At 58.7% G+C, this 15,353-nt stretch carries 13 protein-coding genes; 4 read left to right on the forward strand and 9 right to left on the reverse strand.

Features of this window, described 5'->3' with window-relative positions:
- Positions 1 to 470 precede the first annotated feature (470 nt).
- Complete coding sequence (locus tag ACR0A2_RS08795) at positions 471 to 1,292, forward strand: Hint domain-containing protein (RefSeq protein WP_480834761.1); 822 nt, start codon at positions 471 to 473, stop codon at positions 1,290 to 1,292.
- 160 nt (positions 1,293 to 1,452) lie between these two features.
- Here ACR0A2_RS08795 and ACR0A2_RS08800 read toward each other — a convergent pair whose 3' ends face one another.
- A complete protein-coding gene (locus tag ACR0A2_RS08800) occupies positions 1,453 to 2,046 on the reverse strand; it encodes an NYN domain-containing protein (RefSeq protein WP_480834762.1) in 594 nt (197 codons plus the stop codon).
- A 127-nt stretch (positions 2,047 to 2,173) separates the two neighbouring features.
- Positions 2,174 to 2,800, reverse strand: coding sequence for a J domain-containing protein (locus ACR0A2_RS08805; RefSeq protein WP_152458640.1), 627 nt, complete (start codon positions 2,798 to 2,800; stop codon positions 2,174 to 2,176).
- Positions 2,801 to 2,907: 107 nt separating this feature from the next.
- Here ACR0A2_RS08805 and ACR0A2_RS08810 point away from each other — a divergent pair, with 107 nt between their 5' ends.
- Positions 2,908 to 3,162: a BolA family protein gene (locus tag ACR0A2_RS08810; protein WP_171167246.1), complete on the forward strand. Its 255-nt coding sequence runs from the start codon at positions 2,908 to 2,910 to the stop codon at positions 3,160 to 3,162.
- A gap of 13 nt (positions 3,163 to 3,175) precedes the next feature.
- Here ACR0A2_RS08810 and ACR0A2_RS08815 read toward each other — a convergent pair whose 3' ends face one another.
- The 7 genes from ACR0A2_RS08815 to pepN form a co-directional block, all read right to left on the reverse strand.
- Positions 3,176 to 4,252 (reverse strand): PLP-dependent cysteine synthase family protein, encoded by a 1,077-nt coding sequence (locus tag ACR0A2_RS08815; protein WP_480834763.1) that lies wholly within the window; start codon positions 4,250 to 4,252, stop codon positions 3,176 to 3,178.
- Between the two features lie 185 nt (positions 4,253 to 4,437).
- Positions 4,438 to 4,857, reverse strand: a complete 420-nt coding sequence (locus tag ACR0A2_RS08820; protein ID WP_480834764.1) for a DUF4177 domain-containing protein — start codon at positions 4,855 to 4,857, stop codon at positions 4,438 to 4,440.
- A gap of 80 nt (positions 4,858 to 4,937) precedes the next feature.
- Positions 4,938 to 6,194 (reverse strand): peptidase T, encoded by a 1,257-nt coding sequence (gene pepT / locus ACR0A2_RS08825; RefSeq protein ID WP_480834765.1) that lies wholly within the window; start codon positions 6,192 to 6,194, stop codon positions 4,938 to 4,940.
- A gap of 147 nt (positions 6,195 to 6,341) precedes the next feature.
- Positions 6,342 to 7,853: an Asp-tRNA(Asn)/Glu-tRNA(Gln) amidotransferase subunit GatB gene (gene gatB / locus ACR0A2_RS08830; protein ID WP_480834766.1), complete on the reverse strand. Its 1,512-nt coding sequence runs from the start codon at positions 7,851 to 7,853 to the stop codon at positions 6,342 to 6,344.
- 81 nt (positions 7,854 to 7,934) lie between these two features.
- On the reverse strand, positions 7,935 to 9,194 hold the full coding sequence (locus ACR0A2_RS08835) for a hypothetical protein (RefSeq protein ID WP_480834767.1): 1,260 nt from the start codon (positions 9,192 to 9,194) through the stop codon (positions 7,935 to 7,937).
- A gap of 129 nt (positions 9,195 to 9,323) precedes the next feature.
- Positions 9,324 to 9,752 (reverse strand): hypothetical protein, encoded by a 429-nt coding sequence (locus ACR0A2_RS08840; protein ID WP_480834768.1) that lies wholly within the window; start codon positions 9,750 to 9,752, stop codon positions 9,324 to 9,326.
- A complete protein-coding gene (gene pepN / locus ACR0A2_RS08845) occupies positions 9,749 to 12,301 on the reverse strand; it encodes an aminopeptidase N (protein ID WP_480834769.1) in 2,553 nt (850 codons plus the stop codon). The genes ACR0A2_RS08840 and pepN overlap by 4 nt, the downstream gene beginning before the upstream one ends.
- Positions 12,302 to 12,507: 206 nt before the next feature.
- Here pepN and ACR0A2_RS08850 point away from each other — a divergent pair, with 206 nt between their 5' ends.
- Both ACR0A2_RS08850 and ACR0A2_RS08855 read left to right on the forward strand, forming a co-directional pair.
- Positions 12,508 to 14,643: a malate synthase G gene (locus ACR0A2_RS08850; RefSeq protein WP_480834770.1), complete on the forward strand. Its 2,136-nt coding sequence runs from the start codon at positions 12,508 to 12,510 to the stop codon at positions 14,641 to 14,643.
- Between the two features lie 71 nt (positions 14,644 to 14,714).
- Positions 14,715 to 15,140, forward strand: a complete 426-nt coding sequence (locus ACR0A2_RS08855; RefSeq protein ID WP_480834771.1) for a GlcG/HbpS family heme-binding protein — start codon at positions 14,715 to 14,717, stop codon at positions 15,138 to 15,140.
- Positions 15,141 to 15,353: the final 213 nt, after the last annotated feature.

Here is a 15,353-nt window from a genome sequence, read left to right on the forward strand (position 1 = left end):
GGTGCAACATATTGCGGGCAAGGGCAAGGGAAAGCGAAAGGTGCCCAGAGGTGCGCATGTTTTTCTTGCAAACTGGCCCTATCGTTGCGCGTGGGGTGTCATTCCAGAGTGATGACCCACGCTACGATTTGGCACCTCGCGTTAACAAGCTTTGAGGCCGATTGCGCATAACCCAGAAGTCCTCGGTGAAAGGCTGGCAACAACCTTTGTGCCTCGTTCAAATGCAAACATTAACATACTATCATTGAAATGCTGCTTCGGCGCGTTAACATGTCTTTTAGATGTGGTTTTTGGCGTTCTTTGTGAGTTTGTGAGGTCTGTGGTGTTCTGTTCAGTCAACACACGGAGGGAACTTGTTCGTTGCGAGTTCCCTTTTGGTCCAACCTGCTTGGCGGATACAACGTATGTCGTTTGATGTCTTACTTCATTCGGTCAACACAAGCGGGCAAGGCGACTTGATCGTCCAAAACATGACCGATCCAGCCACTGTCTCGGGTCAAACGATTTCGATCAACGGTGGTCCGTTCGTACCCTACACGTATCTCGGACAAGGTAACTACAGAGGTACCGGCGAATCTGGTGAATTTATTCAGGTTGGAACCGAAATCTATGCCTGGGACACCAACAACCCCACCGGGCCAATGACAACCGGAAACTGGCAAATCACAACCGGAGATCTTGATCCAAACAATCCGCCCTGTTTTGTTGCTGGAACCCTGATAGAGACCGAGGCCGGTCCACGCCCGGTCGAGAACCTGATGATCGGTGACAGAGTTTGCGTGTCAGGTGGGAAAACGCTGCCGATTTTGTGGATCGGGAAAAAAGTGCTGAGTGCACAAACACTGGCTTTGCAACCAAAATTTAGACCCGTTCGCATTCGGCGCGACGCGATTTGCAAGGGTCAACCCAACCAGGATGTTTTTGTGTCCCCGCAACATCGGATCATGCTGGAAGGCTGGCGCGCCGAGTTGTTGTTCGGACAAGATCGGGTCTTTGTTGCGGCAATCCACTTGGTGAATGACGGAACAATTCAGCAGGTGCATACAGGTGAAGACATCACATATTACCACATTGCCTGCTCTCGACACGCGGTACTGCACTCGCAGGGGCTACGTAGCGAAAGTCTTTTTCTGGGCGACACAGCGCTGAAGTCTTTCTGTCGTGGAGACGTCGAAGAACTGCTCGCACTGTTCCCCGAATTGCGTGACGGCACCGCAGAGTCGCAGCAAACTCGCTTAAGCTGTTTGAAGCGCCGGGAAGCAATTGCATTGCGAAGCTCATACCCGGACTAAAGCGCGAATAGTTGTAATCCGAACCGCCCCTGGTTTGATCCCTGGCCTCAACAAACCCCTTCAAATGTGTTCTCTCAGATCGGTTGCCATAGGCAATTTCTCAGTGCAGCACCGTTGTGATGGCCTCACACATCTGTGCCTTGGGTCAACCGTTGCTTGGCTATAGCGAAAACCAAAGCTCGTCTTTGCGAAAGCCACCTTTTACCAGACGATCCGCGTTCAACACATCCGGAAACTCGTCTACCCAATCCCGAAACCGGTCATTTGTGACGATGCGTGCCTGGCTATCCCGCGCCGCCTGCAATATCAGCGGGTCCGCAGATGTCCCTTTGGGGGCCACCATGACCTGCTTGGATCGTAGGCCCAGGGCGCGGCTCAGCTTCCGGTCGTCCATATAGTTGCCTTCGACTTTGTACCCGACATTCGCATCGAACATGACGCCCGGTTTGAACCCTGCGTGCTTCAAAGTCTCAAGGACCTTCTTCAACGTACCCAGATCCGGCGTGCCATCTTTCCAGTGCATGACGTTCGAGCCGTCCACGATGATCCATGTATTGGCCCGGCGCCACCTGAACCAGGCCCGTATGAACAGGATTGTGCTGGCCATCACGCAAATCAGCGCCAAAAGGAACAGCCAATCCGCGTCAGTCGGAATGAAACTGGCAGCGATGAGCCCGCTTAGCGAGACGAGCAACAGGCAAATGGATGTGCGCACGAAACTGATCCCTGGAAACTCCTGTCCCAAATCCTCCATCACTTTCGTGTGGAATGAAACAGGGTTCCATACGGAACTTGCGCAGTTTTTTCAGGTTGTGTCGTCTGCGGTACCCAACCATTCAGGCAGAGCGCGCCGCGAACGCAAAGCAGGGAAAGCCGTCCCCTTACTTGAAGTTCCGGCTGTCCTTGATCTGATCCCAGGCCCAGACAACTTCCTGCAACTGCTCTTCCTGCGAGCGGTCTCCGCCGTTCATGTCCGGATGCAGCACTTTGATCAGCTTCTTGTACGCTTTGCGAACCTCGGCCTTGGTCCAGCTGTCATTGGCCTCGAGAATCTCGATCGCACGGCGTTCGGTCGGCGGCAGGCGTCGTCCGCCGCCACCCGTCGTGCGGCCTTTGTTCTGCGTGCTGTTAGCACCAAGAACCTGATGCGGATCCTCGATCCCCAAACGGGCCCAGGCACGTGCTTCGGGGTCGCCCATCGGCTTGGTCTCGCGCTCCCAAACCTTGTCTTTCGAACGCTGTGCGTTCAGCTCGGCTTCGGTGGTGCCGTCAAAGAAATTCCACTTCTGATTATATTCCCGCACGTGTTGCTGGCAGAACCAGAAATAATCATCCAGGACATCCGGTGCTTTTGGCGCGCGGAACTTTCCCGGCTCTTCACATCCCTCGTGGTCACAGATCCGGACCGAGGTTTCAGAGGCACCCGACATGCCCCGGCGTCCCCGCGGATTCTTCTTTTTGGCGCTGGAAACGGACATATCGAATCCGAAGGGGTCTGATTTCGCCATGCTCTAATCCTCAAGAACGCGTCTTTTCGACTCGGAGGCAGCAGTTTAATCTAAGCAGCCGAAAGTAGAAGAGGGGTGCGGCAATATTTTTACCGCTAAGCAAAAAAATGAGTGTGACCGACGAGATCCGAACCCGCCTGCAAGCCGCCTTTGATCCGCGCGAGCTTGAAGTGATCGACGACAGCGAAAGCCATAGGGGCCATGCAGGATATCAGGAAGGTGGTGAAAGCCACTTCAACGTTCGTATCCGCGCCAGCGCATTCGAAGGCAAATCCCGCGTCGCCCGCCACCGTGCCGTGCACAAGGCGCTGGGCGACATCGTGCCGCGCATCCACGCGCTGGCCCTGGATATCGGCGTCTGAAGACCTTTACGTGTCAATCCGCCTCCATCTGCGCGGACGGCGTAGATGCCGAGATGGCGTATTCCTCTTGTGTCATGACCTCTTCGATTCCCTCGAACAGGGGGGTCGACAAGTATCGCTCGCCGGTGTCCGGCAACATGACCAGCATGACAGTGCCTGCCGGCGCGGATTCGGCCAGCTTCATGGCTACCGCAAAGGTCGATCCGCCCGAAATCCCGGTGAATATCCCTTCTTCGGCTGCAAGCCGGCGCGACCATGCGATCCCTTCGGGTCCGGGAATGGGGATCAACTCGTCATAGTATGAATTGTCGATGGCTTCCTGAAGAACCCAGGGGATGAAATCCGGTGTCCAGCCCTGAATCGGGTGGGGCTCGAAATCGGGGTGGCTTTCGGTCGGCTGATGGTCAGCGTTGCGCGTATTGACGTAACCTGATGATACGATTGCGGCATTTGCCGGTTCGGTCAGGATGATCCTGGTGTCGGGCCGCTCTTTCCGCAAGATACGCGAAACACCCGAAACGGTGCCACCGGTCCCATAGCCCGTCACCCAATAATCCAGCCGTTGCCCTTCGAAATCGGCAAGAATTTCCCGCGCCGTCGTGTTTTCGTGAATATCGGCGTTGGCAGAAGTTTCAAACTGGCTGGCAAGGAACCATCCGTTTTCCTCGGCCAATTCCTTGGCCTTGGTATACATGCCGAACCCTTTTTGCGCCTTGGGGGTCAGAACAACCTTGGCGCCCAGAAACCGCATCAGCTTTCGCCGTTCGACCGAGAAGCTCTCGGCCATTGTCACGACCAGAGGATATCCCTTGGCCGCACACACCATGGCCAGCCCGATCCCGGTGTTGCCGGATGTCGCTTCGACAACGGTTTGTCCGGGCTTCAGCCGCCCGTCACGTTCCGCCGCCTCGATGATGTTCAGCGCCAGTCTGTCCTTGACCGAGCCTGCCGGGTTGAAGGCCTCGAATTTCACATAGACGGTCACATGCTCGGGCGCGATCCGATTGACCCGAATGCAGGGCGTGTCACCGACCGTGTCTAGAATGCTGTCATACAGGCGTGTCCGCCCTTGTGTCTGCCGAATAGCCATTTCGATGTCCCTCCAGAATATCCGGCTAACATGCCACAGATTTCCCGAGGGTGTAGCCCTTATTGCTTTCCAATGTGGTTGGGTCGTCCCGGCTCGACTTGACGTATGTCAGAGCGAACACGGATGTCCTGCACAAGGCCACGGGGCATTTGCAATCGTTCTGGCGGTCGTACCAGCCCCCAAGCCTATGTTTTCGAAGGGCCGTTTTCATCAACGGCGTCATCAGACCGCTTCAACGACAAAGGCGGCTCGTCCGTCTCTGCAGCAATTGGTTTCGGGGCCTGTACCTCTTCGGGACCCGGAATCGGCTGGGCCAGCGGGGTGTCATCCATCTCAGGTACTGCGCCGACCCACGAGGCATCGATTTCCTCTTCCACCACGCGGCGGAACACCAGCACATTGCGCCAATTCGTGGTCGATCCGGTCAGACCCGAGCGTTCCTCGCTGGGCAACAGCTCGGCCCGCTGGTATTCCCAGCCATCCTGACCCATCTGATTCAGCAGTTGCTCGACCGAGACGGCAAAGCGGCCCTCGGCCGTTTTCACGCCTTTGGCTTTTACACCTTTTTGCGGGGCGGGGATGACCTTGTATTCGTAGCGCTTCATCTACTGTTCCTAAATGCGTTTCCGCGCCAACTTAACACGCTGCCCCCCGGGTGAAAGAGCCCTTGCCCATCCGGCGGAATTCAGCTCTGACCATTCGCTTCGGCCTGTGCCGCCTTGGCCACAACCGACAGACACAGTTCCGTCGCCAGCGCCATGTCCTGCACTGAAATCCATTCCAACGGGCCGTGAACGCATTGCATCCCGGTGAAGATGTTGGGGCAGGGGGTGCCGAATTCGGTCAGGCGGGATCCGTCCGTGCCGCCCCTGATCGGTACCGACAGCGGCTCAACCCCCAGTTCGCGACACGCATCCCGCGCCAGCTCGACCGGAGTCATGTCGTTTTCCAGCCAATACCGCATGTTGCGGTACTGGTGGCTGATGTCGCAGGTGATGGTCGCGCGCGGCTCCGTGGCCTGCACGGCGGCGCAGACCTGCCGCACGATGTTTCGTTGCGCCTCCAGCCCGTCCATCTCGAAATCACGCAGGATCAGCTTGATCTCCATCTCGGATGATCCGCCGTTCATGTCAGTGACATGGATGAAGCCGTCGCGCCCGTCCGTGGTTTCCGGCGTCATGGTGGCCTGAGGCAATGTCTGCACGATCTTTGCCGCCAGATGCGTGGCGTTCACCATCTTTTCCTTGGCCAGGCCGGGATGGATCGATACACCCTCGATCCGGATCACGGCGCGGTCGGCCGAGAAACTTTCATACTCGATCTCGCCCACTTGCTGCCCATCCAGCGTATAGGCAAAATCCACGCCCAGATCCTTGGGCAGTTGTTCCGTGACGCCCCGGCCGATCTCTTCATCCGGCGTAAACGCGATACGAATCGGGCCATGTGGAATGTCCTGATTTTCGATCAGGTGCCGCGCCATCGTCATCAGAATCGATACACCGGCCTTGTCGTCCGCGCCCAGCAGGGTTGTGCCCGACGCGGTGATCAGGTCGTGGCCGATCTTTTCGGCCAGATAGGGGTGGTCTTCCGGAGAAAGAACCAGATCCGGGTTGTCCGGAAAGGTAATGTCGCCACCGTTATACCCCTTGATCACCCGCGGCTTGACGCCGGTTGCGTTGAACTGAGGGGCCGTGTCGACATGGGCCAGAAAGCCCACGGTCGGCCCCGGCGCCGTTCCGGGAATGGTCGCGACGACAACACTGTCGCCCGTCATCTCAACATCCTGCGCGCCGATCTGGATCAGCTCATCGCGCAACAGGTTCAGCATGTCGAACTGGATCCGAGTGCTCGGGGTCGTCGGGGATGTCTCGTCACTTTGACTGTCGATGGCGGCATAGCGCACCAGCCGGTCTTCGAGTTCCTGATCAAATCTGCTTTGCATAATACCTCACCTCTCTGTGGCGGAGGAAAGGGCGCGAACAGCAGGAAGTCAAGCCGATGGCTTGACCCCAAGTCTTGAGATTTCGTGAGAAACCGGTTTGTACAAACCCGCCAAAGCTTGCCGGCAGGCTTGTACAAAACGAAAGGTTTACGAGCCCAGCTTCTTGCTGACCAGTTCGTTGACGGCTTTCGGGTTCGCCTTGCCGCCGGTGGCTTTCATGACCTGACCCACGAACCAGCCCGCCAGTTTCGGGTTCACCTTGGCCTTCGCGACCTGCGCCGGGTTGGCGGCGATGATCTCGTCCAGCGCGGCCTCGATCGCGCCGGTGTCGGTCACCTGCTTCATGCCGCGTTCCTCGACGATCTGCGCCGGGTCGCCGCCTTCGGTATAGACGATCTCGAACAGCTCCTTGGCGATCTTGCCCGAAATCGCGTCCGAGGCGATCAGGTCGATGATCCCGCCCAGCTGCGCGGGCGAAACCGGCGAGCCGGTGATGTCGCGGTCGTCTTTCTTCAGGCGGCCGAACAGCTCGTTGATGACCCAGTTCGCCGCCAGTTTTCCGTTGCGGCCCTTGGCCACTTCCTCGAAATAGGCGGCGGATTCGACCTCGGCGGTCAGCACAGATGCGTCATAGTCGGTCAGGCCGAAGTCATTGATGAAACGCGCCTTTTTCTCGTCGGGCAGCTCAGGCAACCTGGCGGCGATATCATCGACCCAGGCCTGCTCGATTTCCAGTGGCAGCAGGTCGGGGTCGGGGAAATAGCGGTAATCATGCGCTTCTTCCTTGGAACGCATCGAACGGGTTTCACCCTTGTCCGGGTCATAGAGGCGCGTTTCCTGCTCGACCTCGCCGCCGGCCTCGACGATGGCGATCTGACGACGGGCTTCGACCTCGATCGCTTGCTGGATGAAGCGCATCGAGTTCATGTTCTTGATCTCGCAGCGCGTGCCCAGATGCGAAAAATCCTGTGTTTCCTGATACTTCTCATAGGCGCCGGGCAAACAGATCGAGACGTTCACATCGGCCCGCAGGTTGCCGTTCTGCATGTTGCCGTCGCAGGTACCCAGATAACGCATGATCTGGCGCAGCTTGGCGATATAGGCCGCGGCCTCTTCCGGCCCGCGGATGTCGGGGCGGCTGACGATCTCCATCAGGCAGACACCGGTGCGGTTCAGGTCGACGAAGGACATATGCGGATCCATGTCGTGGATCGACTTACCCGCGTCCTGCTCCATGTGGATACGCTCGATCCGCACCTTTCGCGCGGTACCGTCGCCCAGTTCGACCAGCACTTCGCCTTCGCCCACGATGGGGTGGTAGAGCTGGGAAATCTGATACCCTTGCGGCAGGTCGGGGTAGAAATAATTCTTGCGGTCAAAGGCCGATTTCAGATTGATATCCGCCTTCAGGCCCAGTCCGGTGCGCACTGCCTGTTCCACGCAGTATTCATTGATCACCGGCAGCATCCCCGGCATCGCCGCGTCCACGAAGGCCACGTTTGAATTCGGCTCGGCCCCGAATTGGGTGGATGCACCCGAAAACAGCTTGGCATTGGATGAGACCTGAGCATGCACCTCCATCCCGATCACCAGTTCCCAATCGTGCTCGGCCCCAGCAATGGTTTTGGGTTTGGGCATTTCGTATGTCAGATCGAGCATGGCGCGCCTCATTTCCGCAGAAGTCTAAGCCTGCGTATTAGGCCCGGGAGGGCCTAGGGGCAAGGGGGAATCCTGTCGTGTTCAGTTCTGGGAAAACCGCAGGCCCGACGGTGTGAATGTCACATCCATACCGCTGCGCAGTTCTTCCCGGAACAGATCCGAGATGGCGCGCAAGGCATCGCGCTGACCGCGCGCTGCAAATCGTTCGGGAGAGTTTATGCGGACGGAATTGTTGAAACCGTTGGCCGCATGCGCCCAGATTAACGGGTGCAATTCCGTCAGGTGATCGCGTATAAGCCGGTTTGCCGTGTCACGCATCTGCGAACGGACAAGGTCGGCCTGATCGTTCAGGCCAAATCCGTTCTGGACAGTGATCGCGCAGTAGGATGACAGCATGTTGATCATCTGCTGATCGGGCCGCAGGCGCAGAATATCACGCAGACCTTCAAGGAAATACTCGATATCGACGCGGGCACAGGCCTCTTCGTCCAATGCGATGGCGTCGAACTGAACCCATGTGTATCCGCCCGCGCCCCAGATATCCTGTGTCCTGGCGGCTGTACGCAAGGCTTGCAACTCCAGCTCTTCGTAGCTGCCGAACCACCGGGGCAGAAGGTGGCTGCCCATCGCGCGCATGTGGCGCTGATTGCATGGATCCAGCGTGATCAGCCGTTCGTATTCTTCGGCCACCCGCGCGTTGGATTTGCGCTGACCAGCCAGCAGCGCACATCCGGTCGCTGCAATCAGGGGGCTGTCGGGAGCATCCTTTCTGCATTTGGGCAGGATTGCTGCGGCCCGGTCGAAATGCGCGGCGCAGCGTGACCGGTGCAAAGGTGGCAGCGTCGCGTCCGAGGCCGTTCCACGCCATGCCCAAGCCAGATCGATATGGGCAAGGGCAACGACGGTGGCGATCATCGGGTCATCAGGGTTGTCCGCCATCTCGCCTTCAAGTTCCGAGATGCCACCCAACAGGTCGTAATCCGAGATGGCCGCGCCATCCGAGAGCGCATGTTCAGCGGCCAGAACAACGTCAGATCTGGCACCGAACGCCAGCAGATCGGCCACCGGCATACCATCTGCAACGGCGGCGCGGTCCTGATCAGCCACGCGCATTTCCTGCGACAGCTCTGCCCAGCGGTCCTGCCGGGCGAGGTAGCGGCCATGTGCGATCGTGGAATGTCCGATCAGATCATCGCGGTCGGGTTTTGCAACGGGAATATTGAGCTGACCCTGCTCGGGCAAGGCGGCCGCAAGCGCGGATTTCGTCGCGCACAGGTCTGCTGAAGCAATTGTAGGAGTAGCTGTGGATGGGGCGAACAGTGCCCTTAGCGACCGAAACATGGCGATACTCAAAACTGTAAAAACGTATAACTGACACCAAAGTCTGGCGGGATATCGGGTTCAAATCAAGTAAATTGCCTATTAATTTCTTTCTTTTGTGTCCAATTCGCCCCTCAAAGGTCCAGTGTTTCAAAAAACAGTGAAATGATGCCGTTCTACGCGAAATCCGGCTTGTTTCAGAAGGGTTTCCAAATCCAGATGCGCCGGAAGCGACTCATCCGGCAGACGGATTCGTTTGCCGGAATGCAAAACAATCGACACTCGAACTGAGAAATCCCAACGGGTGTCAAACCGGAAATGGTCGATGTCGCGCAGCGCGACCTCTGCCTGCCGGTTCCCCGTGAACCAGCTTAGCGCATCCTGATCCAGTTGCATGCCCGCGCTGGTGTTCTGAACCACGTCCCAAAGCGCGGGCAGGGTGGCCAAAGACAGCAGCCCCGCGATCCACCAGGCCGCGTCAAACAGGACAACCAGCGCCAGCAACGCCGCATAAACACCGGCCAGGATGGCCAGCGTTCGCAAACTCCGGTTGCTGCGGGCAAAGCTGTAAGGCGTCATGCGCCGAGGATGCGGGACACCATTTCGGTCGTGTCCCGCGACAGGTTCGGTGTTTCCGCGATGCGGGAAAGCTGCGCACGCATCAGGGCCTGACGATCCGGATCATACCGTTTCCAGGTCTGGAACGCCGAGCACATTCGGGCCGTGGTCTGTGGGTTCACCGGGTCCAGACGGATCAGCCAGTCGGCCAGTAGGGCGTATCCGGCGCCATCCGGCTGGTGAAACCCTGCGTGGTTCATCGCCAAGGCCCCCATGACGGCGCGGAACCTGTTCGGGTTTTTCCAGTTGAAATCCGCATGCTCGGTCAGGGTCGCGGCAATCGCGGGCGTCGCCTCGGGCGCCGCCATCGCGACTTGCAGGCCAAACCACTTGTCCATGACCAGCCGGTCGTGCTGCCACTGGTCGGAGAAGGCATCCAGCTGCGCCTCGCCCTTGCGGGCGCGTAAAAGGCAAGACAGCGCCGTCAGTTGCAATGTCATGTTGTCTGCCTTGTCGTACTCCTCGGCCGCCATCGCCCCGCCGTCAAGACGAGAGGTCAGTGCCAGCGCAGCGCTGCCAAGTGCCCGTTTGCCGGACTGCTCGGCGTCCGGGCTGTAGGGGCCGTCCACCAAAGCCTCACTGTGCAGGCGGGGCAGCAAATCCTGTACGGTCTGGGCTGTTGCCTGCCGCAACGTTTCCACCGCGGCCCAGATCGCCATGGGGTCGGGCGTGTGGCCACGGTCATGCAGGGCCGCTGCCAATTCCGATTGTGTCGGCAATCCCAGCATCAACGCACGATAGGCCGGGTCCAGTTCGTCATTGCGCAGCACAGTCAACAATCCGTCAAGGTAATCGGTATCCGGTACCGCATCCTGAAGGATCATCCGCATCAGGGTGTCCTGCGCCAGATCCCGTCCTGCCTGCCAACGGTTGAACGGGTCCGTGTCATGCGCCAGTAGAAACGCGCGTTCCGCGTTCGACTGGTCATGTTCCAGAATGACAGGTGCCGAGAAATCGCGCAGGATCGATGCTGTGGGTTTCGCCGCCAGGCCAGTGAACGCAAAGCTCTGTTCGGCCTGCGTCAGTTCCAGCACTTCGGTCGCGCGAACCTCATCGCCGTTGGGCCCAAGCAGGCCGACTGCAACCGGGATGACCTGAGGCAGTTTCTCCTCCTGTCCCGGCGTGGGATCGGTTCGCTGTTTCAGCGTAAGCGTATAGGTGCCGTCGGCCCAGTCTTCCTGAACCCTGATGCGCGGAGTGCCCGAGTGGCTGTACCAACGTTTGAATTGTGTCAGATCGCGCCCGGTGGTGTCTTCGAAAACCTTCAGCCAGTCCTCGATCGTGCAGGCCTGACCGTCATGGCGTTCAAAATACAGATCAAGCGCCTTGGCATAGGCCGCATCCCCGACCAACCGTTTCAGCATGCCGATGACCTCGGCGCCCTTCTCATAGACGGTGGCGGTGTAGAAGTTGTTGATCTCCTGAAAGCTCTCGGGGCGCACTGGATGCGACAACGGACCGTTGTCCTCGGGGAACTGTCGGGCACGCAGGTCTATGGCATCGTGGATGCGCTTCACCGGGGCCGAGCGCATGTCCGAGGTGAATTGCGCATCCCGGAATACTGTCAGACCTTCCTTGAGGCACAGCTGGAACCAGTCGCGGCAGGTGATGCGGTTGCCGGTCCAGTTGTGGAAATACTCATGCGCAATGATCGCCTCGATCCGTTCGAAATTGGCGTCGGTCGAAGTTTCGGGGCTGGCCAGAACGGCCGACGAGTTGAAGATGTTCAGCCCCTTGTTTTCCATCGCGCCCATGTTGAAGTCATCGACGGCCACGATGTTGAAGACGTCCAGATCGTATTCACGGCCATAGACGTCCTCGTCCCATTTCATCGACTTCTTCAACGCCTCCATGCCGAATGCGCATTTCCCCTCGTCTCCGGGACGGACCCAGAGATTCAGTTCGACGGTGCGACCTGACCTGGTAGTGAACTGACCGGGATGTGCGATCAGGTCTCCGGCGACCAGAGCGAACAGATAGGCGGGTTTGGGCCATGGATCGACCCATTCGGCCCAGCCTTCACCCTTGCCCGACGGGTTGCCGTTCGACAGCAGAACCGGCAGGTCGCCGTTGATCCGAACGGTGAAGGTGGACATCACGTCCGGCCGGTCGGGGTAAAAGGTGATCTTGCGGAACCCCTCGGCCTCGCACTGGGTGCAGTACATGCCGTTCGACATGTACAGACCTTCCAGCGCAGTGTTGTTGCCGGGGTCGATTTCAACCTCGGCTTCCCACAGGAACGGCGCGTCCGGGACATCTGCGGTTAGTCCTTTGTCGGTCACGTCCGGCGTGATCTCGGCCCCGTCAATGGCGGCGCGGATCAGTTTCAGTTCTTCGCCGTGCAGAAAGAATGTGCGGTCAGTGGCGTCAGGATTGGGCCGGAACGCAATGCGCGAGGTGACGCGCGTGGCGTGCGTGTCCAGATCAAAGGTCAGGTGCACGCTGTCCACCAGATAGCCAAACGGTGTGTAGTCTTTCAGGTAGATCGTGGTGGGGGCAGCGTCGCGCATCTTGGGCCTCGTATCTGTTCGGGACTGGCGCGACGTTAGGGGCTTCGTTCGGGCGCTGCAACCGGCCCCGCCATTGCCTTGAGGTTTTTGAAACAGCTTCAAGCCGAAGCGAATGCCCCAAATGACGGGATGAAAGTTGCCTATCGGAAACTTTCCGCCTAAGTCACAATGCATACAATGGCGCACAATCGCAGGAGAGCAGGAATATGACGGACAGACAGACCCTGAGCGGACTGCAAATCGATCCGGTTTTGGCTGAGTTCATCGAGACGCAGGCGCTGCCGGGTACGGGCGTCTCTTCGCAGAAGTTCTGGGCCGGCATGGCGCGGATGGTGAACGAACTGGGGCCGAAAAACCGCGCGCTGCTGGCCAAACGGGCCGAGATCCAAAGCCGCATCGATGGGTGGCACATGTCCCGAAAGGGGCAGAACACCGATGCCGCTGAATATGAGGCTTTCCTGAAAGAGATCGGGTATCTGGTCGAAGAAGGCGACGAATTCCAGATTGAAACGGCCAATGTCGACCCCGAGATCGCCCTGACCCCGGGCCCGCAACTGGTTGTTCCGATTACCAATGCACGCTTTGCCCTGAACGCGGCCAACGCGCGCTGGGGCAGCCTTTATGATGCGCTGTACGGAACGGATGCAATGGGGGATCTGCCGGCAAGCGGTGGCTATGATGCGGCGCGCGGCGCGCGGGTGATCGCATGGGCCAAGGCGTTTCTGGATGATGCCGTGCCTCTGGCGTCGGGATCATGGGCGGATGTCACCGAATTGGGTATCACCGACGGTGCGCTGACCCCTGCGCTGGGCGATCCCGCCCAATTTGCCGGGTTTGGCGGTTCGGCGAACAAGCCCGATTTTGTGCTGTTGAAAAACAACGGTCTGCACATCCAGATCATGATCGACCCCACAAGCAACATAGGCGCGACCGATCCCGCGGGCATCGCGGATGTCCGGCTGGAATCCGCGCTGTCCACCATCATGGATTGCGAAGATTCGGTTGCCTGCGTCGATGCTGCCGACAAGGTCGTGGCCTATGGCAACTGGTTGGGCCTCATGAAAGGCGACCTGACCGAAGAGGTCACCAAGGGCGGCACAACGTTCACTCGGAAACTGGCCGAGGACCTGAGCTTTACCACTCCGTCGGGTGATCAGGCCAGGCTGAAAGGCCGGTCACTGATGCTGGTGCGCAACGTGGGTCACCTGATGACCAACCCGGCCGTGCTTGACGCAGAAGGGCGCGAGATCGGCGAAGGCCTTATGGATGCTCTGTGCACCACCCTGATCGCCATGCACGACCTGAAGCAAGACGGGGGCAATTCTGTCGAGGGCTCTGTCTATGTGGTGAAGCCCAAGATGCACGGACCCGAGGAAGTCGCGTTCTCGGTCGAGATATTCGACATGGTCGAAGACATTCTGGGCCTGCCGCGCAACACGGTGAAACTGGGCATCATGGATGAGGAACGCCGCACCTCGGTCAACCTCAAAGAGTGCATTCGCGCCGCAAAATCACGGGTCGCCTTTATCAATACGGGTTTCCTGGACAGGACAGGCGATGAAATTCATACCTCGATGGAGGCCGGTCCGATGCTGCCCAAGGGCGACATCAAGAATACGCCATGGATTGCGGCCTATGAAGATCGCAATGTCGATATTGGTCTGGCCTGTGGCCTGAAGGGCAAGGCGCAGATCGGCAAGGGCATGTGGGCCATGCCGGATCGTATGGGCGATATGCTTGAGGCCAAGATCGGCCACCCGATGGCCGGAGCGACATGTGCCTGGGTGCCGTCGCCCACGGCCGCGACCCTGCACGCAACGCATTACCACAAGGTCGATGTGCTGGCCCGTCAGGACGAGCTGGCCGCAGGCGGCGCACGTGGTACGTTGAAGGATCTGTTGACCATCCCCTTGCTGGCTGGGCGCAATCTGAGTGACGAGGAAATCACGCGTGAACTTGAAAACAATGCGCAGGGTATCCTCGGCTATGTCGTGCGTTGGGTCGATCAGGGCGTGGGCTGTTCCAAGGTGCCCGACATCAACGATGTCGGCCTGATGGAAGACCGCGCGACGTGCCGGATTTCGTCGCAGGCACTGGCCAACTGGCTGCATCACAGCATCGTGGATGAAGCTCAGGTCATGGCCGCACTGCAAAAGATGGCCGCCGTCGTAGATCGCCAGAATGTAGACGATCCGAATTACACACCGATGGCGCCGGGATTTGACGGTATCGCCTTTCAGGCGGCCTGCGATCTGGTGTTCAAGGGCCGGGTTCAGCCGTCGGGCTATACCGAGCCGGTCCTGCATGCGCGCCGTCTGGAATTGAAAGCCAGCCAAAGATAACACCGAAAAAAGCCCACAGACCGATCGTTTGTGGGCTTTGTCGAACTTCAATCTGACGAGAGGACCTTCAGATGTCAGTTTCCCTACGCAAGGCCCGCACCATCATCCGAAAAACCCTGGAAAAGGGCCGAGAGATGGAGTTGAGGCCGCTCTCCGTCGTGGTTCTGGACGCCGGTGGGCATGTCATTGCGTTCGAGCGCGAGGATGGTGCAGCACCGGGCCGGTTCGGGATTGCGCAGGGCAAGGCCTATGGGTCGGTCATGCTGGGAATGGCGGGCACTGCGCAGATGCAACGCGCCGAAACACAAGCCTATTTCATGGCCTCTGTAAATGGCGTCTATGGTGGTCAGGTCGTGCCTGTTCCGGGTGGCGTGCTGTTGCGTGATCGCAAGGGGGCCGTGATCGGCGCCGTTGGGGTTACCGGAGACACATCAGACAATGATGCGCTGGCCGCAATGGCGGGAATTGAGGCAGCCGGCCTGATCGGTGAGATTTAACGAGAGCGTTGTATTAATACGTCTTTCCATCTGAGTGGGGAAATTATTCCCTCGCGTAGCTGTTTGTTGGAAAATTTTTCCAATTGAGCTGGGCAGGCCAGAACGTACAGTGCGTCTTCGAACACGTCCCTGCGCTTTCATGCAGGGCGTGTATTCTTGCACGTTAAATCCGCTGCCGCTAGCTTCCTTGACAGGCACAACAACAGCAGGGAA

It is taken from the genome of Ruegeria sp. H8 (assembly GCF_056532905.1).